At 44.9% G+C, this 25,229-nt stretch carries 21 protein-coding genes; 17 read left to right on the top strand and 4 right to left on the bottom strand.

The window, feature by feature from the left end; translation table 11 throughout:
- Nucleotides 1–89 precede the first annotated feature (89 nt).
- The 13 genes from ACFO3D_RS05695 to ilvA all read left to right on the top strand — a co-directional run bounded on the left by ACFO3D_RS05695 (nt 90) and on the right by ilvA (nt 14,925).
- Nucleotides 90–1,301, top strand: a complete 1,212-nt coding sequence (locus tag ACFO3D_RS05695; RefSeq protein WP_390293687.1) for an aspartate kinase — start codon at nt 90–92, stop codon at nt 1,299–1,301.
- Nucleotides 1,302–1,339: 38 nt separating this feature from the next.
- Entirely contained in the window at nt 1,340–2,650 is a 1,311-nt protein-coding gene (locus tag ACFO3D_RS05690; protein ID WP_390293686.1) for a homoserine dehydrogenase, read from the top strand.
- Nucleotides 2,647–3,708 (top strand): threonine synthase, encoded by a 1,062-nt coding sequence (gene thrC, locus ACFO3D_RS05685; RefSeq protein ID WP_390293685.1) that lies wholly within the window; start codon nt 2,647–2,649, stop codon nt 3,706–3,708. Before ACFO3D_RS05690 ends, thrC begins: the two co-directional genes overlap by 4 nt.
- The gene (gene thrB / locus ACFO3D_RS05680; RefSeq protein ID WP_390293684.1) at nt 3,705–4,628 is read left to right on the top strand and encodes a homoserine kinase; all 924 of its coding nucleotides are present in this window, start codon (nt 3,705–3,707) and stop codon (nt 4,626–4,628) included. Before thrC ends, thrB begins: the two co-directional genes overlap by 4 nt.
- Before the next feature lie 869 nt (nt 4,629–5,497).
- Complete coding sequence (locus ACFO3D_RS05675) at nt 5,498–5,683, top strand: hypothetical protein (RefSeq protein WP_390293683.1); 186 nt, start codon at nt 5,498–5,500, stop codon at nt 5,681–5,683.
- Between the two features lie 116 nt (nt 5,684–5,799).
- Nucleotides 5,800–7,521 (top strand): acetolactate synthase large subunit, encoded by a 1,722-nt coding sequence (gene ilvB, locus ACFO3D_RS05670; protein ID WP_390293682.1) that lies wholly within the window; start codon nt 5,800–5,802, stop codon nt 7,519–7,521.
- The gene (gene ilvN / locus ACFO3D_RS05665) at nt 7,518–8,036 is read left to right on the top strand and encodes an acetolactate synthase small subunit (RefSeq protein ID WP_390293681.1); all 519 of its coding nucleotides are present in this window, start codon (nt 7,518–7,520) and stop codon (nt 8,034–8,036) included. Before ilvB ends, ilvN begins: the two co-directional genes overlap by 4 nt.
- 42 nt (nt 8,037–8,078) lie before the next feature.
- Nucleotides 8,079–9,113 (top strand): ketol-acid reductoisomerase, encoded by a 1,035-nt coding sequence (ilvC, locus tag ACFO3D_RS05660; RefSeq protein WP_390293680.1) that lies wholly within the window; start codon nt 8,079–8,081, stop codon nt 9,111–9,113.
- Nucleotides 9,100–10,641 (top strand): 2-isopropylmalate synthase, encoded by a 1,542-nt coding sequence (locus tag ACFO3D_RS05655; RefSeq protein ID WP_390293679.1) that lies wholly within the window; start codon nt 9,100–9,102, stop codon nt 10,639–10,641. Before ilvC ends, ACFO3D_RS05655 begins: the two co-directional genes overlap by 14 nt.
- A gap of 63 nt (nt 10,642–10,704) precedes the next feature.
- Nucleotides 10,705–11,811, top strand: coding sequence for a 3-isopropylmalate dehydrogenase (gene leuB / locus ACFO3D_RS05650; protein ID WP_390293678.1), 1,107 nt, complete (start codon nt 10,705–10,707; stop codon nt 11,809–11,811).
- A 19-nt stretch (nt 11,812–11,830) separates the two neighbouring features.
- Nucleotides 11,831–13,237, top strand: coding sequence for a 3-isopropylmalate dehydratase large subunit (gene leuC / locus ACFO3D_RS05645; RefSeq protein ID WP_390293677.1), 1,407 nt, complete (start codon nt 11,831–11,833; stop codon nt 13,235–13,237).
- An 11-nt stretch (nt 13,238–13,248) separates the two neighbouring features.
- Nucleotides 13,249–13,827: a 3-isopropylmalate dehydratase small subunit gene (leuD, locus tag ACFO3D_RS05640; RefSeq protein ID WP_390293676.1), complete on the top strand. Its 579-nt coding sequence runs from the start codon at nt 13,249–13,251 to the stop codon at nt 13,825–13,827.
- 150 nt (nt 13,828–13,977) lie between these two features.
- The gene (ilvA, locus tag ACFO3D_RS05635) at nt 13,978–14,925 is read left to right on the top strand and encodes a threonine ammonia-lyase (protein WP_390293675.1); all 948 of its coding nucleotides are present in this window, start codon (nt 13,978–13,980) and stop codon (nt 14,923–14,925) included.
- A 62-nt stretch (nt 14,926–14,987) separates the two neighbouring features.
- Here ilvA and ACFO3D_RS05630 read toward each other — a convergent pair whose 3' ends face one another.
- Complete coding sequence (locus tag ACFO3D_RS05630) at nt 14,988–15,749, bottom strand: 2-keto-4-pentenoate hydratase (protein ID WP_390293674.1); 762 nt, start codon at nt 15,747–15,749, stop codon at nt 14,988–14,990.
- A 19-nt stretch (nt 15,750–15,768) separates the two neighbouring features.
- Complete coding sequence (locus ACFO3D_RS05625) at nt 15,769–16,977, bottom strand: Nramp family divalent metal transporter (RefSeq protein ID WP_390293673.1); 1,209 nt, start codon at nt 16,975–16,977, stop codon at nt 15,769–15,771.
- A gap of 101 nt (nt 16,978–17,078) precedes the next feature.
- On the opposite strand from ACFO3D_RS05625, the gene ACFO3D_RS05620 reads away from it, so the two are divergent.
- The 3 genes from ACFO3D_RS05620 to ACFO3D_RS05610 all read left to right on the top strand — a co-directional run bounded on the left by ACFO3D_RS05620 (nt 17,079) and on the right by ACFO3D_RS05610 (nt 21,376).
- Nucleotides 17,079–17,843, top strand: coding sequence for an alpha/beta hydrolase (locus ACFO3D_RS05620; protein WP_390293672.1), 765 nt, complete (start codon nt 17,079–17,081; stop codon nt 17,841–17,843).
- Nucleotides 17,844–18,500: 657 nt separating this feature from the next.
- Nucleotides 18,501–19,418 carry a metallophosphoesterase gene (locus ACFO3D_RS05615; protein ID WP_390293671.1) on the top strand — a complete coding sequence of 306 codons (918 nt, stop codon included), beginning with the start codon at nt 18,501–18,503 and terminating at the stop codon, nt 19,416–19,418.
- Between the two features lie 551 nt (nt 19,419–19,969).
- A complete protein-coding gene (locus ACFO3D_RS05610) occupies nt 19,970–21,376 on the top strand; it encodes an APC family permease (RefSeq protein ID WP_390293670.1) in 1,407 nt (468 codons plus the stop codon).
- 140 nt (nt 21,377–21,516) lie between these two features.
- On the opposite strand, the gene ACFO3D_RS05605 is transcribed toward ACFO3D_RS05610, so the two are convergent.
- A complete protein-coding gene (locus ACFO3D_RS05605; RefSeq protein WP_390293668.1) occupies nt 21,517–22,248 on the bottom strand; it encodes a class I SAM-dependent methyltransferase in 732 nt (243 codons plus the stop codon).
- A gap of 371 nt (nt 22,249–22,619) precedes the next feature.
- On the opposite strand from ACFO3D_RS05605, the gene ACFO3D_RS05600 reads away from it, so the two are divergent.
- Complete coding sequence (locus ACFO3D_RS05600) at nt 22,620–23,807, top strand: M24 family metallopeptidase (RefSeq protein WP_390293667.1); 1,188 nt, start codon at nt 22,620–22,622, stop codon at nt 23,805–23,807.
- 277 nt (nt 23,808–24,084) lie between these two features.
- Here ACFO3D_RS05600 and ACFO3D_RS05595 read toward each other — a convergent pair whose 3' ends face one another.
- Nucleotides 24,085–25,068: a 2-hydroxyacid dehydrogenase gene (locus ACFO3D_RS05595; protein ID WP_390293666.1), complete on the bottom strand. Its 984-nt coding sequence runs from the start codon at nt 25,066–25,068 to the stop codon at nt 24,085–24,087.
- Nucleotides 25,069–25,229: the final 161 nt, after the last annotated feature.

Below are 25,229 nucleotides of genomic sequence, written 5' to 3'. Positions count from 1 at the left end.
TAGACTCTTTTCTCCCCATTAATTCTGGACTTAAGCAGAATTATGGGAAGAGAAGAGTCTTTTTTATTTTTAAAAAAAGGGGTGGGAAGATGGCAATTGCTGTACAGAAATTTGGAGGTACGTCGTTACAAACGCCGGATGGCAGAGCAAAGGCAGTGGAACATGTTAAGGCTGCAGTTGAGCGAAACGCCAAGTTGGTTGTTGTTGTCTCCGCAATCGGGCGAAATCCCGATCCATATGCAACTGATACACTGCTAAGTCTGATTGGCAGTGCCACCCTGGGCCGGGAAAAAGACCTGCTGATGTCTTGCGGTGAAACAATTGCAGGGGTAGTACTGACCGATGTGCTGAGAACGAATGGAATTAACGCAACAACGCTGACAGGTGCACAGGCAGGGATCAGAACTACTGGTGACCATTTACAGGCCGAAATCGAGCATGTAGACACCACCCGGATACGAAAAGAACTTGGAAGCCATGATGCAGTGGTGGTTGCCGGATTTCAGGGACAAACGACCGAAGGAGAGGTCACAACGATTGGCAGGGGTGGTAGTGATACAACTGCTGCAGCACTGGGTGTTGCGCTTCAAGCTGAAAAGGTGGAGATTTTCACGGATGTCAACGGGATAATGACAGCAGACCCGCAAATGGTTTCCACTGCGAAATTATTAACCAAGTTAACATACTCGGATGTGTGCAACCTTGCTAATCAGGGAGCAAAAGTAATTCATCCGCGGGCTGTTGAAATCGCAATGAAGGCTACTATACCACTTTACGTGCGGTCCACGTACGATTTAGCGGGCGGAACTTTGATAACAGCACCTGAAAATAAAGGACTCCCCGACCAACCGATCATTGGGATAACCCATGCATCGGGTATGAGTCAAATTAGCGTCAGAGGCAGAGGTGCTATACAAAAGGTGAGAACAGTCATGCAGGAGGAGATTAACGGAGCAGGGATCCCTGTTGAAGTGGCAACGGTCAAGGATGGAAATCTCCTGCTCACGGTTTCATCACAACATATCGGTAATATATTGCAAAGGTTGAGAGAACGGAATCTACAGCCTGAAATCGTGGACCATTGTGCCAGAATTGCCGTCATAGGGAACGGGTTGGATGACCACTTACTTCTGTCTCGAATGACGACTGAAGTGAGTGAACAGGGGATTAAAGTACTGCAGGCCAAAACGAGTGAAACATCTATCCGAATGGTTGTTGTCGCCGATGAGTTAAAGCGTGCTGTTACTGTATTGCATGATAGATTTTGCGTAAGCGGATTTGCAAGGACGGAAGTCAGATAATTGCTCTCTAGGGGCAAAAAACTAAATGAGGTGAGTGTATGGAAAAAGAAATGGTTGTAGGATTATTAGGATTTGGAACAGTAGGATCAGGTGTTCATCAGCTGATCGAGGCTCATCAAGATGAGCTTGTTCATAAGCTTGGCCGTGGTGTAAAAGTGAAGCGTGTACTGGTTTATGATCTGCAGAAGGCACGGGAGGTCCAGGTTAACCCTGAGCTGCTTACAAACGATGCCAGTGAGATACTGAATGACCCGGAAATTGGTATCGTGATTGAAGTGATGGGGGGAATTGAGCAGGCGCGTAACTACATTCTTCGTGCATTTGAAAAAGGTAAACATGTCGTTACAGCAAATAAAGATTTGATGGCTTTACATGGACCGGAACTTCAATCAGCGGCTCTGGAAAATGGATGTGACCTCTACTACGAGGCCAGCGTGGCAGGTGGGATTCCGATTATACGGGGAATCGAGGATGGTTTGGTGCCTGATAGGATTGAAAGCATAATGGGCATTGTCAATGGGACTACAAACTATATTCTGACCAAGATGGATGATGAGGGTGTATCTTATGAGGCTGCACTCAAGGAGGCCCAGGAGCTTGGTTTTGCGGAAGCAGATCCGGCAGGCGATGTTGGTGGAATGGATGCTGCCAGAAAAATGGCGATTATGGCACGGCTTGCTTTTTCAATCCCGGTAGATTTAGCGGATGTTGAAGTGCAAGGAATTGAGCAATTGGCACTTGACGATTTACAGTTCGGTAAACAGCTGGGATTGACAATGAAACTGATTGGTCGGGCGCACTTTCAGGATAACCGAGTGGAACTGAGTGTCGAACCTGCTTTCCTCCCTAACACACATCCGCTGGCTGCAGTGAAAAATGAGAATAATGCTGTCTATGTTTACGGTAAGGCAATGGGAGAAACGATGTTTTATGGACCCGGTGCTGGCAGCCTGCCGACTGCCACCGCGGTGCTTTCGGATACAGTGGCAGTAATCCGAAATATGATCCTCGGGGTGAATGGTAAACAGGTGATTGCACCTCGGTTTGAAAAGGTATTAAAAGAGCCCGAACAGCGTAACGGCCAGTATTACTTCAGGCTCCAGGTCCAGGACAGGAGCGGCACATTTACCGTAATCGCGTCATTATTTAACAAATTGGATATAAGCTTTGAGCGAATCCTGCAGAATCCGGTAAACGAGAGTGATAACAGTGGTCTCGCAGAAATAATTGTGGTAACCCATCAAACGACACTCGATAGAATAGATGCCGCCCGTGAGGAACTTGAAAAAACTGAAGTGGTGACTGGTGTTAAGAGCTGCTTTCGGATTGAAGGAGGGCTGAACTCATGATATGGCAAGGGATAATGGAACAATACAAACAATTCTTGCCCGTTAATCAAGCGACACCAAAACTGTCACTTGGAGAAGGGAACACACCGCTAATTCATTTCCCAAGATTATCAGAAGAACTGGGTATCGAATTGTACGGTAAAGTGGAGGGTGCTAATCCAACCGGCTCGTTTAAAGACAGGGGGATGGTGCTGGCGGTTGCAAAAGCGATCGAGGAAGGAAGTAAATCTGTTATTTGTGCATCAACCGGTAACACATCAGCCTCAGCTGCCGCATATGCAGCAAGGGCAGGAATGCGTACCATCATTGTCATTCCAAAAGGGAAAGTCGCACTCGGAAAACTTGCCCAGGCGAAGATGTATGGAGCGGAAGTCGTTGAAATTGACGGGAACTTTGATAATGCACTGAAAATGGTCCGTAAGGTAAGTGAAACATCACCAGTCACACTTGTTAATTCAGTGAATCCGTATCGGATTGAGGGCCAGAAAACGGCTGCTTTTGAAGTCTGCGACCAACTTGGAACGGCTCCTGATTTCCTTGCTATACCGGTTGGAAATGCAGGGAATATCAGTGCTTATTGGCGTGGGTTTAAAGAATATCATGAAGCGAAGCAGACCGGTCTCCCCCGCATGTTCGGATTTGAAGCTGAGGGAGCGGCCGCCATTGTAAAAAATAAAGTGATTCCCAATCCGGAGACTGTTGCTACAGCAATTCGCATCGGGAATCCGGCAAGCTGGGATCTTGCTGTTTCTGCAAGGGATGAATCACAAGGAAAAATCGATTCGGTGACCGATGATGCAATCAAAGAGGCATTCCAGCTGCTCGCTCGGAAAGAAGGAATATTTGCAGAACCTGGTTCATGTGCCTCGATTGCAGGTGTTATCCAGCAGTGCAAGCAAGGGGAAATTGCCCCTGGCAGTAAAGTTGTTGCTGTTTTGACCGGGAATGGACTGAAGGACCCACAGACTGCGTTTGATCAGGTCAGTGTAGAACCCGTTTCCCTCCCAAATGATGAGGAGCAGGTGGCAGCATATATAACAGAATGGGTGAGAAAATGAGTCCTCTCAGAATTACTGTGCCAGCCAGTTCGGCGAATATCGGACCAGGCTTTGACTCAGTTGGCGTTGCGGTAAGCTGTTTTTTGATATTGGACGTGAGCGAACAGGATAGGTGGGAAATCCGGCACAAATCAAGTCACCTCCCTACGTTTGCGGAATATACGGATCATTTTATCTATCAGATCGCACGCCGTACAGCCGAATATCACAACAAAGAATTGCCGGCGTGTAAAGTGCTCGTAACAAGCGAAATTCCCTTAGCCCGAGGATTCGGCAGCAGTGCCTCGGCTGCTCTTGCGGGAATTGAGCTGGCAAACCAGCTTTGTGATCTGAATCTGTCAGACTCGCAGAAACTCAAATATGGGACTGAAATTGAGGGACACCCGGATAATATTGCTCCGGCGTTATTTGGTGGGCTGATGGTTACCGCTGTTTCACACGATGATCAGGTGGAATATATCTCCGTACCTGGCCCTGAGCTGGATTTAATAGCTTATATTCCAGAGACCGAACTGAAGACTGAGGAGGCCCGTCGAATTCTGCCGGAAAACTATTCGAGGGGTCAGGCTGCCAGGGCAAGTTCTGTCGGTAATTTAATGATTGCATCCCTATTGCAAGGGGACTATCAACTTGCCGGAAGAATGATAGAGCTTGATAGTTTTCATGAACCATATAGAGCTCCATATATTCCAAACTACCAGATCATCAGGCGGGAAGCCAGCCAACTTGGAGCTTATGGGTCTGCTATTAGTGGAGCGGGACCGACAATGGTCTCATTTGCTCCAAAAGGATATGGCCCCCGGATTGCAAAGCATATGACAACCTTGCTGCCTGAATATAAAGTTATGCCAATAAAAATAGATTCCAAGGGGTTGCAGGTCGAGCGGGTCAACCTGCAGAATACGATAGTCGCGGAATAAAACGCGGCTATCTTTTTATTTGGCTGTATTCTGTAACATTGTTGCTTTTAGCAGAAAATCTATAAACTGTGATAACAGCGTAGCTCCGCTCCGGAAATACACTTCGCTTGCCGCGGGCGACGGTTCAGCCTCCTCGTTCGTACCTCACTGTGGGGTCTTCACACTGTCGCTGTTCCCGCAGGAGTCTCCGTGTATTTCCTACGCTAAATTTGTTCACTATATACTGTGAATTAACGCATATTGCGGCGACACGACGGATAAAAGCAACGTTTTGTGTAACACCAGCAGATGGAACATGCGAGACTCCTGTGGGGCAACGGATCCTAAGAGACCCCACAGCGAGCGTTCTTGGTGAGCGAGGAGGCCTCGTGGTGAGCCCAACGGCAAAGGAAACACTGTGAAAGCTTTAGCTTGAACAGATGTTGGACTTGCACCCGGAGTGGTGAAAGCGAGTATATTCCAGTTTCGTGGTCAGAAAGCCATATTAATTCTGCTTTGCATTCTATATTTGGAGATTATTATAGAGCAACAAAATCTCGAAAAAAGTCAAAGAAAAGTTTATAGGAATAATGTCCTCCGACCTGCGCCATGGTAGATGTGAACTGCATTTGTGTAGATGCGAGGTGTAATAAAAAATTAACAAAAAAATTTTAGAATGCTAAAATGTTGGTCTGTCACATATGTAAACGCATACAACTTTTTGCATTTATCAAAAGTGTCAAAAAACTTCTTGAAAACCCCTTGACCCTTCTTCAAAAACGGTATATGATTGTCGGCAATATCAAGAATTCGAAAAACTGAAACTTAGAAGGCAATTCGAAAAAAAAGTATAAAATTAACGCGATGAAGAGAAAAAAGGAACAAGGCAAATGGATTTACAGAGAGCCGGGGTTGCTGGAAGCCCGGAAGTCCATTTTGTTCCGACATCATCTCGGAGTGCCGGGTTGAACGGAGGTTATCTCCAACTAGATCAGGCCAGGTGCATCTGGTTGTACCTGTTATCACAGAGGCTGAATGTTCAGCCTTGCAAGGCAGTGTTCGCGAGGATGCTGTGAAAACTGGGTGGTACCGTGAAAAGATGACTCTTTTCTCCCCAATAATTCTGTATTCATGCAGATTTGTGGGAGAAAAGGGTCTTTTTTTATAAATTTTTTAAAGGAGGTATGCTGCAGTGAAAGTGGAGGCAAAGCAGGAAGTGAAAGCTGTAAAAGAGCAGGTGACAGGTGCTGATTTACTTATTGATGCATTGGCTGATGCTGGTGTAGACACATTATTCGGATATCCAGGTGGTGCTGTTTTACCGATTTACGACGCACTGTACCGGAAAAAGGCTCCATTCCAGCATGTGCTTTCCCGCCATGAACAAGGATCAGTCCATGCTGCTGAAGGGTATGCCCGTGTCACCGGCAAGCCTGGAGTAGTACTCGCAACGTCGGGTCCGGGGGCGACAAATTTAATTACCGGGATTACTGACGCGATGATGGACTCTTTACCGCTTGTTGTTTTTACGGGTCAGGTGGCAAATAGTGTAATTGGAACCGATGCGTTTCAGGAGGCAGATGTGATGGGACTGACGACTCCGATTACCAAAAACAACTACCAGGTGAATGACTTGTCAGATTTGCCGAGAGTTGTTAAAGAAGCCTTTCATATCGCTTCCACTGGAAGACCAGGGCCAGTTGTGGTGGATATTCCAAAAAATATTTCTGCTGCAGTGTCTTCCGGGAGTTATGACAGTGAATTTTATCTGCCGGGATATCAGCCGACCAAACATCCAAATCCATTACAGATTGTCAAGCTTGCCGAGGCACTAAGCCGTGCTCAAAAACCACTGCTGTTGGCTGGGGCAGGTGTATTGTTTGCTAAGGCCTCCGAGGAACTTAAGGAGTTTGCCGAGGAGTACCAACTGCCAGTCGCAAATACATTACTCGGGTTAGGAAGTTTTCCGGGGAACAACGCCCTTTCTCTAGGGATGGCCGGGATGCATGGAACCTATACAGCAAACATGGCAATCGCCGAATGCGACCTGCTGATTAACATAGGCGCAAGGTTTGATGATCGTCTGACCGGTAATCTGAAACACTTTGCGCCAAACGCCAAAGTTGCACACATTGATATTGACCCTGCGGAAATCGGCAAGAATGTTCCAACTGATATCCCTGTAGTCGCCGATGCAAAAGAGGCGCTGCTGGCACTCTTGAAAGCACCGATTGAAGGTACTGAGTGTATTGGTTGGCATACTCAACTGCATCGGAACAAAACTGACTATCCGCTCTGGTATGAACGAACAGAGGAAGCAATCTCGCCGCAATGGTTGCTTGAGCAGGTATACCAGATATCGTCAGGCGAAGCAATTGTAACTACCGACGTTGGGCAGCATCAGATGTGGGCGGCACAGTATTATAAGTTCGATAAGCCAAATCGCTGGGTTACGTCAGGCGGACTTGGAACAATGGGATTCGGCTTCCCAGCAGCCATCGGGGCACAGCTCGGAAAACCGGAAGACCTGGTTGTAGCAATCGTCGGGGACGGCGGATTTCAAATGACACTTCAAGAACTGTCGATTATCAAGGAACGAAATCTTCCAGTTAAAGTGATAATCGTTAATAATCAGGCACTTGGAATGGTAAGGCAATGGCAGGAGAGCTTTTATGAAGAACGATACTCGGAATCGATATTCACGGAAAACCCTGACTTTGTAAAACTCGCTGAAAGCTACGGCGTACGAGGAGTCAAAGTTGAAACGGAGGAACAGGTTCCGGATGTCCTAAAGGATGTATTTGCCTATGAGGGGCCGGTCGTTGTCGACTGCCGGGTACTTCAAAAAACAGCGGTATACCCGATGATTGCACCAGGCAAGGGAATTCACGAAATGATCGGAGTGTCTAGATGAGACGGATAATAACAGCAACGGTGCAAAACCGGGGAGGGGTTTTAAACCGGATAACCGGAATGCTCCATAAGCGGCAATTCAATATAGAAAGTATCTCAGTCGGCAGTTCGGAGACAGAGGGAATCTCAAAAATGACATTTGTCGTGGAGGTCGGTGACAACCAAAAACTAGAGCAACTTACCAAACAGCTAAATAAGCAAATTGATGTTTTAAAAGTATCGGATATTACGGATAAAGCAATCGTGGCCAGAGAGCTGGCGCTTATAAAAGTTGGTGGGAGTGGACAGCAACGGACGGAAATACAGGGGATAATTGCCCCATTTAGGGCGTCGGTTATCGATGTCAGTAAAGATAGCCTTACAATCCAGGTAACTGGAAAGCCAGATAAAGTTGAGGCATTAATTTCATTGCTTCGGCCCTATGGAATTAAAGAAATGACGAAGACTGGGGTTACCGCTTTTCTGCGGGGCCATCAGCCAAAGCACGTTACTGAGATTAACACACTTACGCTGTAAGTAAGCATGGTTGATAAATATTAAATGGAGAGGGAGATTTAAATGGCAAAAGTTCTTTATGAAAAAGATATCCAGCAAGAGGTATTGAAGCAGAGGAAAATCGCAGTAATCGGTTACGGATCCCAGGGGCATGCACATGCGTTGAACCTGCGTGACAGCGGATATGATGTGGTGGTTGGGCTAAGACCAGGTAAATCGCAGCAAAAAGCGGAACAGGATGGTTTTGAAGTGCTGCCGGTTGCGGATGCAGTTCGGACAGCAGATGTTGTCATGGTTCTTTTGCCGGATGAACAGCAGCCTACCGTGTACTACCAGAGCATTCAGGCTAACTTGAAGTCCGGAAGTGCAATCGCATTTGCCCATGGTTTTAATATTCATTTTAGCCAGGTTGTACCCCCGCTAGATGTAGACGTTTTTCTTGTCGCGCCTAAAGGACCCGGACATTTAGTTCGTCGCACATTTGTGGAAGGCGCAGGGGTTCCAGCACTTTACGGTGTACAACAGGATGTTACCGGAAACGCGAAAGATCTTGCGCTTGCCTATTCACAGGGAATCGGTGCAGCACGGGCAGGAGTTTTGGAAACAACCTTCCAGGAGGAAACCGAAACTGATTTGTTCGGGGAGCAGGCAGTCCTGTGCGGAGGTATCACCAATTTAATCAAAGCAGGGTTTGAAACACTAACCGAAGCAGGGTATCAGCCTGAGGTTGCATATTTTGAATGTCTCCATGAAGTGAAACTGATTGTTGACTTGCTGTATGAAGGTGGTCTTGAGAACATGCGGTACTCCGTATCTGATACAGCACAATGGGGTGATTTTGTTTCCGGACCGCGTGTGATCAACGAAGAGACAAAAGAGCGGATGAAGGAAGTTCTTGCAGATATCCAGTCAGGTGAATTTGCTAAAGGATGGATTCTTGAAAATCAGGCGAACCGTCCAAAATTCAATGCAACAAACAAAAGGGAAAATCAGCATCTCATTGAACAGGTTGGAAGGGAGTTACGTGAGTTAATGCCTTTTGTTGAACAACCGATCCAAACTAAACAAAAGGATGTGAAAGTCAATGTCCCAAATTAAGATATTTGATACCACGTTAAGAGATGGCGAGCAATCCCCTGGTGTTAATCTGAATCAGCTGGAAAAATTGGAGATTGCCAAGCAGCTTGAACGCTTTGGAGTTGACCGGATGGAGGCAGGGTTCCCTGCTTCCTCCAAAGGGGATTTCAACGCTGTGAAAATGATTGCCGATACGATAAAAGATACATCGGTAACAGGGCTTGCCCGGACGGTTAAATCGGATATCGATACCGCATGGGAAGCACTGAAGGGTGCTGCCGAGCCATGTTTGCATCTTTTCTTGGCAACATCACCGATTCACATGACATACAAATTGAAGCAGACGCCTGAGCAGGTTATCGATACTGCGGAAAGAATGGTCGGTTACGCCCGGGAAAGATTCCCACAGGTGGAATGGTCGGCCGAAGATGCATCGCGATCGGACTGGAACTTCCTGGCGCAAATTATTGAGCGGGTTATTGATGCAGGCGCAACTGTTATTAACCTGCCAGATACGGTAGGGTATACGACTCCAGCTGAATATGGACAATTGTTCCGCTATATTAAAGAGACAGTGCCGAACATTGACCGGGTAAACCTTTCCTGTCATTGCCATAATGACCTGGGGATGGCCGTTGCCAATTCGATTGCTGCAGTGGAAAATGGGGCCACACAAGTTGAGGGAACAATCAATGGCATTGGTGAACGGGCCGGAAATGCCTCACTTGAGGAAGTAGCGGTGGCACTGAAAATCCGCGCTGACCATTATCCATATGAAACAGGGCTGAAGCTGAATGAAATCAAACGCACGAGTGATTTGGTCGCAAAATTGACTGGCATGTATGTGCAGGCAAATAAAGCGGTTATCGGACGCAATGCATTCGCTCATGAAGCAGGGATCCATCAGGACGGGGTACTCAAACATGCATCGACATATGAAATAATAACGCCGGAGTTAGTCGGCGTAAACTCAAATACGTTATTTCTTGGAAAACACTCCGGCCGGCATGCGTTCAAGGGAAAAGTGGAGGAACTCGGATACAATTTATCTGATGAGAAACTAAAAGAAGCGTTCAACCAGTTCAAACTATTGACCGATCGGAAAAAGGAAGTCACGGATGATGATATATTTACAATACTAACTGAAATACAAACGGATACATCGACCGTGGAGAAATACAAAATGGAAATGTTCCAAGTTCAATACGGAACAGCGAACATTCCAACTGCCACAGTACGCTTGAAGACTCCCGAAGGCGGCATTGTACAGACAGCGTGTACCGGACAGGGAAGTGTAGAGGCGCTGTACAAAACGCTGGATATGCTGGTTGAAGAAGAACTGAAACTGGTGGATTATCAGCTTAATTCTGTGGGTGGCGGGAAAGACGCACTTGCAGAATCACATGTACAGTTGATTGTAAATGGAGAACCAATGAATGGCAGAGGGTCTGCACAGGATGTTATCGAGGCATCGGCAAATGCATTTTTAAATGCAGTTAACCGCTATCTGGTTCAAGCAAAAAGCAGACGTAAAGAAGCCGTGAAATAATACAGCGGTCCCAAATCGCAATGAAGTATATGTACACATAACCGAAAAGGGGAGGAGAGTTTCATGAACAAGCAAATTATCATGCTTCCGGGGGACGGGGTTGGAAAAGAAATTATCGATTCAGCAAAGATTGTATTAAACACGGTTGCAAGCGAATTCGGCCACAGTTTCACATTTCATCAGCATGCCATTGGTGGTGAGGCAATTGACCTTTATGGTACGCCATTACCGGAAGACACCGTGAAAGCCTGCCAGGGTGCGGATGCCATCTTGCTTGGCGCGGTAGGCGGAAAGAAATGGGACTCTCTTCCAGGAGATCAGCGTCCGGAAAAAGGATTGCTCGGTATCCGTAAGACATTGGGGTTGTTTGCGAATCTTCGGCCTGTTAAAGGATACCGTTCGCTCCTTCATGCTTCACCACTTAAAGAAGAAGTGATTAAAGGCAGTGATATCTTGCTTATCCGCGAACTAACCGGTGGCCTATATTTTGGGAAACCAAGTGAGCGGCGTGAAAATGGCGACGCGGTGGTTGATACACTTTATTACCAACGGAATGAAATGGAGCGGATTATCGATAAGGCATTTGAAAGCGCACGGCTGCGGAAGAAGCATTTGACATCTGTCGATAAAGCCAATGTGCTGGAATCGAGCCGGATGTGGCGCGAAATTGTCGACGAAAAAAGCCGGGAATACCCTGATGTTACGGTAGAGCATTTATTGGTTGATGCTGCTGCTATGAAACTGATTACCCAGCCCAATCGCTTTGACGTTATTGTTACGGAAAATCTATTCGGTGATATTTTGAGTGATGAGGCATCGGTTCTGACTGGATCACTTGGGATGCTGCCATCTGCTAGTGTACGGTCTGATGGAGTTGGGTTGTACGAACCGGTACATGGTTCAGCACCAGATATTGCAGGACAGGGAATCGCTAATCCGCTTGGCATGATTCTTTCTGCTGCAATGATGCTCAGGCATTCATTCGGTATGGAAGAAGAAGCAGCTGAAATCGAAGAAGCGGTCCACGACAGTCTTGAACAAGGATACCATACACCTGACTTACAGATAAAAGGCGGGAAAGTGGTAACTACCAAGGAAATGACCGAAGTGGTTGTCGAAAACTTAACAACGATAAATGTGTCAAATAGCATCTGTAACATGTATGTCTAATTAATGGAGGTGGAATGAATTGGGAAAACCCGAAACGATTGTGTCGAAAATATGGAAAAAACATGTTGTGCATGCAGAAGAGGAAAAGCCGGATTTGCTTTATATTGATTTGCATCTGGTTCATGAAGTGACCTCTCCGCAGGCGTTTGAAGGTTTGCGCCTGAACAACCGAAAAGTACGCAGACCGGATCTAACGTATGCAACGATGGACCATAATGTTCCAACGCGGAACCGGGAAGTTATTCAGGATAAGACAGCGGAGAAGCAGATGAAAACACTGCGGGAAAACTGTATGGAGAACGGGATTGCATTAGCTGATATGAATCATCCGGATCAGGGAATTGTCCATGTTATCGGACCAGAGCTTGGGCTCACCCAACCGGGAAAGACAATTGTATGCGGTGATAGTCACACATCAACCCATGGTGCATTCGGTGCACTTGCGTTTGGCATCGGGACGAGTGAAGTGGAACATGTACTGGCAACGCAGACGTTATGGCAGGACCGGCCCAAAACATTGAATGTCCAAGTGGAAGGTGAGTTAGGACCGGGGGTTACTGCGAAGGACCTCATTCTTGCCATTATTGCTAAGTTCGGAGTGCGGTTTGGCACTGGATATGTAATCGAATATACCGGCGATGCTATCCGAAATCTATCGATGGAAGAGCGGATGACCGTCTGTAACATGTCCATCGAGGCCGGTGCCAGGGCGGGCCTGATCAGCCCGGATGCAAAAACAGTTGAATTCCTCCGGGGAAGGGCTCATGTACCGCAAGGAGAAGACTTTGACAAAGCAGCTGAGGAATGGCTTGATTTGGCAACTGATGAAGGCGCTGCATTTGATAAGACTGTAACAATCGAGGCAAGAGAAATTGAACCACAGGTATCGTGGGGAACGAACCCAGGGATGTGTGTTCCGGTAAGTGGGAAGACCCCTGATTTAAATGAGGTCGATCATAAAGAAGATGTCCAGCGCGCATTGGAATACATGGGTCTAAAAGAAAATCAGCCGATTTCCTCAATTGAAATCGATCATGTGTTTATTGGGTCGTGCACCAATTCAAGAATTAGTGACCTCAGGAAAGCTGCAGGTATTGTAAAGGGAAAGAATGTAAAGCCGGGCGTTAGGGCGATTGTCGTCCCAGGTTCATTCGGTGTTAAACTACAGGCGGAAAAAGAAGGGCTTGATACTGTTTTTAAAGAAGCAGGTTTTGAGTGGCGTGAGGCCGGTTGTAGTATGTGCCTTGCAATGAATGATGATGTGGTACCTCCTGATGGCAGATGTGCTTCCACCTCAAATCGGAATTTTGAGGGTCGACAAGGAAACGGGTCCCGTACCCATTTGGTGAGCCCGGAAATGGCGGCAGCTGCTGCAATTGAAGGTAGGTTTGTAGATGCAAGGCAATATGCCGGAGTACTTAACTAGGAGGTGGAATCATGGAAGCTGTACAAACACATGCCGGCATTGTATGTCCAATGAATCGGACCAATGTCGATACCGATCAAATCATCCCCAAGCAATTTCTCAAACGGATTGAACGAAACGGATTCGGACAATTTCTTTTTTACCATTGGCGATTTGATGATGAGGGAAATAAGCGAAAGGATTTCACACTAAACCTGGATGCTTATCAGGATGCATCAATCCTGCTTGCTGGAGAAAATTTTGGGTGCGGCTCATCCCGGGAACATGCACCATGGGCACTACTAGACTATGGATTTAAAGTGGTAATTGCCCCAAGTTTTGCGGATATCTTCTATAATAATGCATTGAAAAATGGGCTTCTGCCCGTGCAAGTGGAAGAGGAGCAGGTGGAACGGTGGATGGAAGCGGCAAAATCTTCTAGTCTTGTTTTAACGGTAGATTTGGAAAAACTAACTATTTCTAGTGACGATCAGAAAGATATACCGTTTGAAATCCCTGCCCATCATCGGGAAAAATTACTTAATGGCTGGGATGAGATAGCATTGACATTACAGTTGGAAGATAAAATTCTAGCATATGAGCAAAGATAGAGTATTAGCATAGAGAGTGCTGCAGTGAAGTATAATGACACCAGGAGAGAGGATTTGCGCCTCCACTGCAATACAAGACAGTTAAAACAATAATACAGGGAGCGTGAGTTAATTGGGAATTGCTTAACAGGTGAGACGGTCCACGAGGCATTGAGACGACTGGCGCCAATTGTACATCGGACGCCGCTGGTTACCTCAACAACTACAGACCGGTTAGCCGGAAAACATGTTTACTTTAAAATGGAGAACCAGCAAAAAACAGGGGCATTCAAGTTCAGGGGTGCAAGCTTCAAACTGATGCAGCTCTCACAGGATGAATTAAAAAATGGAGTGATAACAGCCTCAGCCGGGAACCATGCGCAAGGAGTTGCCCATGCAGCTGCAAAGTTGGGAGTCAAGGCAACCATTTATATGGCTGATTCCACTCCAGTGGCAAAAGTGAATGCAACTAAATCCTATGGGGCTAAGGTGGTGCTGACTGGAGAAACCTTCCAGGAGGCATATGAGGCATCCAAAATTCAGCAGGAACGGTGCGGGGCAGTATATATCCACCCCTTTGATGACTATGATGTCATGGCTGGCCAGGGAACAATCGCCTTGGAGATGCTGCGGCAGGAAGATCGGATTGATACCATTATTGTGCCGGTCGGAGGTGGAGGTTTAATCAGCGGAATTGCTGCCGCCGCCAAACAAGTAAACCGTAACATCCGGGTGATCGGTGTCCAGGCGTCAGGTGCGTCTGCAATGTATAATAGCTTTCATCAGAATAAAAGGACCGTTGTTGATTCAGTCTCTACGATTGCAGAGGGGATTGCGGTTAAGCAGCCGGGTGAACGAACCCTGCCACTGATTCAGCGATATGTTGATGATATTTTGAAAGTAAGTGATGAAGAGATTGCTTCGGCAATAATCTATATGCTTGAGCGGAATAAGATGCTGGTGGAGGGAGCAGGTGCTGCTTCATTGGCAGCTCTTATGAAATACAGTAATCAAATTTCATCCAGGCACTGCGCTGTCATTGTCAGTGGTGGTAACATGGATATCGGAGCACTTCCAAAAATTCAACAACTGGCAGGTGCATTAAATGTCACTGCTTGACGGTAGGCAACCCCCGGAACGTTGGTAATTCAGCGTCCCGGGGGTTTTTACTTCTTAGTAGTTCAGGAGACTTTTAAACTTACTTTGCCTACATTCTCAAAATCTACGACATATTCCCCGCGTTCAAGCACTTTCGGCAAAATAAAAGTACCTGACGATATAGTCATGCCCTTTTCAATCTTCCGTCCAGTTTTATCGAGTTCCTCAATCAGCCACTTGATTGCATTTACCGGGTTGCCCAGCACCTCGGTAGAAGGACCTTCTGCAATTCTCTCTCCGTTATGGAACAGGACAGCATTTATATTTTCAAGCTGCTCGTACGTTAAATCGTCGAGCGGATTCCCCACTACAATTTTACCGGCAACTGCACTATCGGCGATTACCTGTCCAAGACTTACCTTAGGAAACCAGTCGGTAAAACGTGAATCCGGAACTTCCAAGCCTGGTGCGATACTCATTTTTTTAAGAATTGACTGTTCGTCATCAGCTGTTGTCAATTCCTCTTTCGCAGTAAACATCAATTCGATTTCAAGGAGGGGAGAGAGCATTTCATCAAGATTAATCATGCCATTGGAAATACTTTTTGCAGTAAGCGCTCCGTATAATGGTGTTGTGGAGTTAAATAACTCCTGCGTTTCCTCGCTGGTCAGGCTGATTTTATAGCCGGTAATTCTGTCGTCCAGTTCGGCGGCCTTTTTTTCAGTCAATTGGTGCTGAATAGCGTACGCATCTGACTTACTAATTTCCGGGTCAACACTTTCCTTGGAAACTGGCTTATTTTGCTGGTATGCGTTAAATAGGATATCAACTGGATTATTACTCATGAAACGACCACCTTTTCTTTTATCCTATTATCCCAAAGGAATTAAGCGATAGCAATACAGTTATTGCAAAAATTGTCCAACCCACAATATTAAGCCATGTCTTATTTACGTTTTCATCAAGCAAACGCTTGTTGTTCATTACAAACATGAGGAACAATACGATTATCGGTAAAATAAGTCCGTTAGCGTATTGGGAAAAGAGAATCAGCTGAATTGGGCTGTATCCCATACTGGAGAAAATAATCCCCACTAGGATAATAATGACCCATACAATCCGAAAGCGGGTAGATTTTAAGTCGCTGCTCCAACCAAGCACTCCGGCAGTTGCATATGCAGCGGCAAGCGGGGCTGTCATCGATGAAGTGATACCAGCGGCGAAGATTCCAATCGCAAATACATATTTCGCCCAGGAACCAAGCAACGGTTCCAGCTGGATAGCCATGTCGGCAGGATTACTGATACTGGTCCCGAGCGGGAAAGCGACTGCTGCTGAGACGATAATTGAAACAGAAATAATCATTACAATAAATAAAGAAAAGATGATGTCGAAACGGCTTTCTTTCAACCCCTCTTTACTACTCCACCGCTCCTGAACTGTGGAAGATTGCAGGAATAATGTATATGGCACAATTGTAGTGCCTATCAGTGAGATAACAAGTAAAGTCGTACCGTCAGGGATTCTTGGTGCAAAGCCAGCAAAGATATCGCCAATGTCAGGCTGTACGACAATTGCAGTGATGACAAAACTGAAGCTCATCAGCAATATTAACCCAACAAAGACGCGTTCGATTAATTTGTAGTTTCCGAACCATAAAAGTAAACCGGCAGATATACCGATTACGATTGCCCAACCATTAACCGGAATACCTGTTACAGTTGCAAGGCCGATCGCACCACCGGTAATATTCCCGGCTTCATAGGCAGCATTACCAATTGCAATCGCAGAGATGATCAAAATTATAGTGAGTGTTTTCAAGACCGGGTTATCGAACTGACGGCGGAAAGCTGTCCCAAGGTCCATCCGTGTTACGACGCCTAGCCGTGTTGTCATTTCCTGAAGAAACATAGTCGCTATTATTGAAAATACCAGTGCCCAAATCAGCACATATCCAAACTGTGCTCCGACTTGAGAAGCGGTTGTAACGGTTCCTGGTCCAACAATTGCTGCGGCCACTATTGCACCTGGGCCGATATTTTTAAGTTTTTCAAAAAAACCTTTCTTGCTCATTATTAGCCTCCTTATGAATTTGGAAAAGCACCACTTTCTGTTAAAATAAAGTTACATTAATATTTAGATAATTTCAAGGTAAAAAGGATGGAGGGATATCAATGAGTGATTCGCTGAATGTCATGCAAGATGCAGAGGAATTATTTTTTTCGGGTAATAAAACAGGAGTGTTGGTTATCCATGGATTTACCGGCACAACACAGAGTATGCGCTATCTTGGAGAACGGCTTGCTGAAGAAGGATATACAGTATTCGGGCCACGGCTGACCGGTCATGGGACAGACCCCGAAGATATGGAAAAAGCATCGTACAAAGACTGGACCAGGGATGTCGAACGCGGGCTGGAGAAACTTAAGGAACAATGTGATGATGTGTTTGTGACCGGACTATCGATGGGTGGCACCCTTACTTTGTACCTGGCAGAAAAACAGGAGGGCATCAAGGGTATTGTTCCAATTAATGCCGCCACACATATGCCGGATTTAATCCAAACCTACAATGAACTGAAGGACACGGACACACGATTTGTTGACGGAATCGGCTCGGATATTAAGCAGGAGGGTGTAGAGGAGCTTGCATACAAAAAGACTCCGGTGCGCTCCATGAAGGAAATTATTGATTTGTCAGAACAGGTAGCCGACGATTTGATTCAGATAAAAACTCCTGCTTTGGTTGTATCCTCGAATGTGGACCATGTGGTCCCGCCAGAAAACTCGCAGGTCATCTATGATTCTATTAATTCTGATGATAAAGACATTGTCAGATTGGAGAACAGTTACCATGTTGCAACACTGGACAATGACAAGGAACTGATTGCCGATAAATGTATTGAATTTATAAAAGAGCATCAGAAGGAATCAGAATAAGGAGGCCGGGACAAAAATTTATAGGTCATATAAAATCCGAACTATCCATAAGGTAGTTTAGATTTTATGTTAGTAAAACTTCGTATAATCTATAAACTGCGACGTAACTCGTAGCTTCGCTCCGGAAATACATTCCGCTTTCCGCGGGCAACGCTTCAACTTCCTCGGAAGAAGACCACTTCCTGCGGGATTTTCAGCTGTTGCTTTTCCCGCTGGAGTCTCCATGTATTTCCGTCGCTGGATTGAAGTTGATTTATACTTATATCAACGCCAAACGCCTATTAGCACAGGCAGAATGCGTAGACTCCTGGGGGAACAGCACGAGTCCGAAGACCCCGCAGCGGCGTTCTTTCCGCGAGGAGGCTGAGGCCGTGCCCCCGGAAAGCGAAGTATTCTGACGTAGCGGTAGGTACGGCTGTTATGTCGCAGTTTCTATCTATTCCGACATTAATCAAACTGTAGAAGGATAACATTCCAAGATTCCCACCCTAGTATGTTCGTCTATCGAAAAACAAGTATTAGTTATGTCCCGGCCTCTATTTTTTGCAGAACCAGGCATGTTTGCGATTGGTGGGTTGGTGGTAAATAAGTAATATCAATAATTGATCAACCCTTAATCGGGGTTTTTTTGTGGTTTTTCAAGGAGGTTGTGGATTAGTGGCAGGGAGAAAGAAGAAACGTTCTAAGATAAAAAAGTTATTCTATATAATTAGTGCTCTTATTCTACTTGTTCTTATTTATGGAATAGCAGTGGAACCTTATCTGATTGATACTGAGGAAGAAACTGTTACTGTACGCAATCTGCCGGAGTCGTGGGAAGGTGAAGAGATCGCGGTTGTTGGTGATTTTCAGACCGGAATGTGGGCAAATAATACGGCAGCCGCACGCCGCGTGATCGATAAAATCGTGGACCGAAAACCGAAAGCGGTCCTTTTATTGGGTGACTTCATTTATAAACCTAAGGATGATTTGAACGAAAATCTGAAGACAGTGGCCGATTATCTGAAGCCGTTGACCAAAACAGATATCCCTGTTTATGCTGTTTTAGGAAATCATGATTACGGAATGGAGAAGCTGAAGGCAGATCCCAATGAAGAAGCTGCCCGTAAATTAACCGGGATGCTGGAGGGGTTGGGCATAGAAGTCCTTAAAAATGAATCTGTGCAGCTTGCTACTGAAGAGAATCCATTCTATCTTGTCGGAATGGGAGCGAAATTTCCAAACAATGCGAACCCTGAAAAGGCGTTTGCCACGGTTGAGGAGCAGGCCCCTCGTATGGTTCTAATGCATCATCCGGATACAATTGAAAAGATTCCAAACAATGCTTTTTCTTTTGCAGTGGCCGGACATACCCATGGTGGACAAATCCAAATTCCTCTAACTCCAGACTGGACATGGCTAACGTATACACCACGGGATTTAGTCCATGCTGCCGGGTGGATTACCGGGCATGGTTTTGACGACAAAAAGCTTTACGTAAATAAAGGAATCGGTTTCAGTTATTTTCCTGTACGGATAAATTGTGCTCCGGAACTGACTATTTTCACTTTGCAATCAGATGAATCTACTGCTTAATTGGACAACGTTTCTTTTGAAGCGTTGTCTTTTTGCCATATTGTATAAGATGTTGGTTCGACAGACGCGCTAGTGCTTTTGTTCATATTTTTATAAAATTCATGAATCATTTTTCTGTAGAATATTTTAAATAATTAAAAAAGTATTTGACATTAAAAAATGAATTAACCTATACTAATAATATACAATGTCGACAATCGGCAAAATTACTTAACGTTAATTTTGAAAGCGATTTAATTAGCGTGAATAAAAAGAAGGAACTAGATAGAAAGATTTAAGGGAACCCGCTGTCCAATTGCTATTCAACTGTGGAGAGTATTTGCGCTCTCCCGGATACCTCATAAATAAAACATCAGAGATTTGCATAAATATAATTCTAATTTTATATAGCAAAGGGGGTAGCATATTTTTTTAGCAGGTAAGAAAGTATAAATACTTTCTTACTGCATAAGTGCAACTAAGGCTTTCGCCATTAAAGCTTGGCGATAAGCCAAGTTTTCTAATATCAGAATATTAGAAATAGACCAATCAACTTACTAGGAGGGAACGCAATGAATGAAAGAAAATTGTTGAAGATCCTGGGTAACAAAGATGTACTTGCACTTGCGTTTGGCGCCATGATTGGCTGGGGCTGGGTGGTAACAACCGGATTATGGATTACCGAGGCTGGCTCGATGGGCGCGATTCTAGCATTCGCAATCGGCGGGCTGCTGGTGGTACTTGTAGGTTTGACGTATGCTGAGCTTGCATCTGCTCTGCCGCTTGCTGGGGGTGAGCATGTTTATACGTACAAGGCTATGGGACGAACCGCATCATTTATTGCAACATGGGCAATTATTTTAGGTTATGTTTCGGTTGTTGCGTTCGAAGCTGTTGCACTTCCCACAGTATTTGAATACCTGATACCCGGTTATAGTACAGGTTATTTGTATACAATCGCCGGCTGGGATGTAACAGCCACATGGGCGGGGATTGGAATTGCCGGGTCGCTTTTGATTACCTGGATTAACTACCGTGGAATCAAGTTGACTACAGCGGTAACCTTTATCTTTACCTTACTGATTATTATAGCAGGGATTATGTTGATTACTGGAAGTACTGTCGGAGGAAATACTGCCAATATGCAGCCACTGTTTGAAAAAGGAATTGCCGGCATTCTGACTGTTATAATTATGACACCATTCATGTTTGTTGGTTTCGACGTTATTCCGCAGGCAGCTGAAGAAATCAACCTTCCACAGAAAAAAATCGGACAGCTTCTGATTATATCTGTAGTGCTTGCGGTAGTATGGTATATCGCCGTGATTTTTGGAGTCTCCAGAGTACTAAGTCCAGAGGAGGTAGGAGCATCTAATCTTGTTACTGCGGACGCAATGGCTAAAGCATTTGGCGGAAGCCAGCTGATGGGCAATATTCTTGTTCTTGGCGGGATTGGCGGTATTTTAACAAGCTGGATTGGCTTTTATGTGGGTGGAAGTCGGGCAATCTATGCACTTGCACGGGCTGGTATGCTTCCTAAGTCATTGGGGGATCTGCATCCAAAATACAATACCCCACATAAAGCGATTTTGCTGATTGGAGCATTCTCAACCGTAGCTCCTTTACTCGGTCGTCCGGCTCTTGTCTGGCTCGTGGATGCGGGAGGACTTGGTCTGGTAGTAGCCTGGTTTATGGTTGCAGTTTCCTTTATTATTTTACGAAAAAAATCGCCGGAGATGAAGCGTCCGTTTAAACTCCGTGGTGGAACCGCAATTGGCTGGGCTGCAGTCGTTATGTCTGGAGGTATTACGACACTTTATATGCCTGGAATGCCATCGGCGTTGATTTGGCCGTATGAATGGGTAATAGTCGGGCTATGGGTCTTGCTTGGAGTAATTCTTTATAAAGTGTCGGTAGCCAAGTATGGTACAAAATATTCGGATGATCATATGAAAAAAGAAATCGACCGTATTGCCTGATTTCTACTAATTATAGAAAAAAACAGCATTCTACGAGTAACGGGTATCGCAGATTGCAAGAAATCGCATGGATTTGCACTGCACTTCAATTGTTGGAGACTATCTAACAATTAGATGTGCAGTTTTTTATCTTCAATTGCTCACTTGGTACAGGAAAAAACTAGTACGAGTGGAATTCTTAGTCTTCTTGAGAATTCCTCATCATTTGTAAAATGTTCGCGCTTTGGCATTCCTTCGCGTAGATCAACTACTGAGAAACCAGATTTAGTGAGTGTTTTAAAGTAGTGTTCTATTGTGCGATGGTATTTTACTACTATTTGTTCAATCCAAGGTTCTTTTCTTTCCCCTTCATTAAAATAATCATCAACTACCCAGTTTCCACGCTTATCTCCTGTTTGTTTGCTTATAAAAGATGAAGTAGTGAGGGGATGTTGGACACTAAACACAAACTTACCATTATCTTTTAAGGCTTTATGCACATTTTGAAACAGTGAATGAATATCTGAGACATAGTGTATTGCAAAACGAGAAGTCACGATTTCAAATTTGTTCGTTGGATAAATGTATGATTCCATAGTCTTGTGATGAATTATCCCGTTTTCATTAGCCAAGTTAATATTTGCAGCTGCTACCATTTGTTTGGAACCTTCTACTCCAGTGTAAAACACAGCACCTTGATTTAGTAATTCTCTTCCAAATGAGGCATCACCGCATCCTAAGTCTAAGATACTTTTATTTAGAAAGTCACCAATGAGTTCATAAATAATAGGCCTCTCGATAGCATTGTTGGGACTGTCCTTTCTATCCCGTCTCTTAATATAATTTGAAAAAAAGTCCTTTTGGTCATAAGCGCTTGCTCCTCTAAATTCCATACAAATCATTCTCCCTTTTCGCACTTTTTTTCTCAGATTGGTGTACTGGTCATCAATTAATAGCCTTTGGATATTTTATCATATAAATTATAAAATTCTTGAATTATTGTGGTTTTAATAATTATTTCATAAAACATTCAAATTATTTTAATAATGATTGACATTTTAAAAACCATTAAACTATACTATTAGTAATACATTGTCGACAATCGGCAAAACAAGATGTAGTTGGAAAGCAGCTGATCACACCAGAATTCTAGAAATACTTCCTTCCATCATTCTTAGTTGAATGCTGTAAAGTTTTTTCGGTTTTATGTAAGCGCTATCAAAATTACTTTTTCAATTTTATGCAAGAAGGGAAGGGATGGTTTGTGTTAACTTTTTCTGTCGAGGAATTTAAAGCTAGGCTGACCAGAACGAAGGAGCGTATGACGGATGCTGGAGTGGATATTCTTTTGGTGACGGATCCGGCCAATATGAATTATCTGACCGGATATGATGCATGGTCATTTTATGTCCACCAAATGTTAATTGTAATGATTGATGAGGACCAGCCGATATGGGTTGGCCGTGGACAGGATGCAAGTGCAGCCTACCATACTACATGGCTGGATATAGATAACATCATTCCTTACGCAGATCATTATGTTCAGTCAACGGAGCGCCATCCAATGGACTTTGTATGTGATTTGCTTAGGGAGAAAAAACGCGATAAGCAAGCAATCGCCGTGGAACTGGACGCTTATTATTTTACTGCAAAGTCATATATGCGGTTGACCCAGGGGCTTCCGAACGCAACGTTTAAAGATGGAACGAATCTGGTCAACTGGGTGCGAATTATAAAGTCACAGCAGGAAATAAAATATATCAAACAGGCGGCACAAATTTCCGAAAAGGCTATGCAAGTAGCGTATGATACAATTAATCAGGGCGTGCGTGAATGTGATGTAGTTGCAGCGATATCGTACGCACAGATTACCGGAACAGAGGATTTCGGGGGAGACTATCCTGCGATTGTACCGTTGCTTCCAACAGGAGAAAAAACGTCCGCCTGTCACCTGACATGGACCGATGACCGTTTTAAACATGGGGATCCGGTAATAATTGAACTAGCGGGATGTTACCGGAGATATCATTCACCGCTTGCCCGGACAGTGGTCATAGGCATGCCAAGTGAAAAAATGCAGACTGTATCAGATGTTGTTATCGAGGGAATCAATACCGCCCTTGATGCTGTGAAGCCAGGAATCACTTGCGAAGAACTGGAGATGGTCTGGCGTAAGGTTATTGAGAGAAGCGGTATTAAAAAAGAATCACGAATGGGTTATTCGATGGGACTCAACTATCCACCTGACTGGGGGGAGCATACGGCAAGCCTCAGACCAGGTGACCGGACTGTATTGGAACCGAATATGACATTTCATCTGATCCCAGGTATCTGGACGGATAACATGGGAGTAGAAATTAGCGAGTCCTTCCGTGTAACGGAGAACGGATGTGAGGTATTAGCAGACTTCCCGCGTGAACTGATGGTAAAACCGAATATTCGGTTGGCATAATGTGAGTGTGATTGAAGAGTAGCTTTCATGTGGAGGCTGCTCTTATTTGTGTCTGCATTTGATAAGGGCGTTGGGCGGATTAGCGCTTGTACAATCTTGAAGGCAGCTATATTTGTAATATCGCTCATAAAGTTGTGAAAAATCCGCTCAATCATCTGGAATTTGCGCTTATAAAGCTATAAAACCCGCTTAAAAATGGGCGATTAGCGCTCATAAACTATCCCCGCGCTAAAATCTTTCACACAAAAAGAGAAGCTGCCACCATGACAGCCTCTCTTCATTTTTTCTCCCACACTGCGGGATTAATCAGGTTCGGCGGCTTTTTGCCGGAGAGCCCTGCCTCCAGGTTGGTTGCTGCCAGCTCAGACATTTTCAATTCCGTTTCATGCGTGGAAGAGCCGATGTGTGGAGTAGTTACCACGTTATCCAGTTTCAGGAGCGGGTTATCCGCCTGCACAGGCTCCTGCTCATAAACGTCCAATCCAGCAGCTGCAATTTCACCGTTTTGAAGTGCAGCAATCAATTCGTGCTCAACAACGGTTTTACCACGTGATCCATTTATGAAAATCGCACTGTTTTTCATCAGCTGAAATTCCTGTTTGCCAATCAATCCGGTTGTCTCAGGTGTTAACGGTGTAATCAAACAAATATAATCGGAAACTTTCAGTAATTCATCGAGACCTAGATATTCCGCATTGAACGTTTCTTCGACGACAGGCTTTCGACTCCTGCTATGATATAAAATTTCCATGTCAAATCCGAAATGTGCTCGTTTGGCGATTGCCTGGCCAATCCTGCCCATTCCGATAATTCCAAGTTTTTTGTGGTGAACATCGGTGCCAAAGTATTCCGGTTCGATTGCCTCCACCTTCCACTTGCCGTTCTTTACATACCGGTCCAGCTCGGGGATTCGTCGTGCTGCCGAAATAAGCAGGCCGAACACGGTATCAGCCACAGTATCGGTAAGCACGCCTGGCGTGTTAGTTGCCATGATATTGCGCTCTGTAAGTCCATCGACATCTAGGTTGTTATAGCCGACTGAAACGTTACTGACTATCTTCAGGTTGGGAGCATGCTCAAGCAGTTGGCCGTCAACCGGCAGCTCAAGGCCGATAATTCCTTCTGTATCATGTAATTGCTTGAGGAATTCAGGGTCTTTTTTGGTATCAACATCCTTGAAAAAATGCACATCATACTGTTGCTCGAGTTTTTCCAGAACAGGTTTTTCAACCCGATTATAGGCAATGATTTTCTTTTTCATTTTGTTGAATCCTCCTTGCATATGATTTGAGATCATTAATATTAATAGGGATAAGTTTAATAGTTAATAGCCTGGCCACCTACTCCTTACTTCATTATATTCTACAAAAAAGTGCACATTCCTTTTAAAATTTTGTTCAGTAACTTTCCCAACCTATAAAT

This window comes from Virgibacillus kekensis (assembly GCF_042654125.1).
Taxonomy (GTDB): domain Bacteria; phylum Bacillota; class Bacilli; order Bacillales; family Amphibacillaceae; genus Lentibacillus; species Lentibacillus kekensis.
This window is presented reverse-complemented; position numbering and strand designations above follow the sequence as displayed.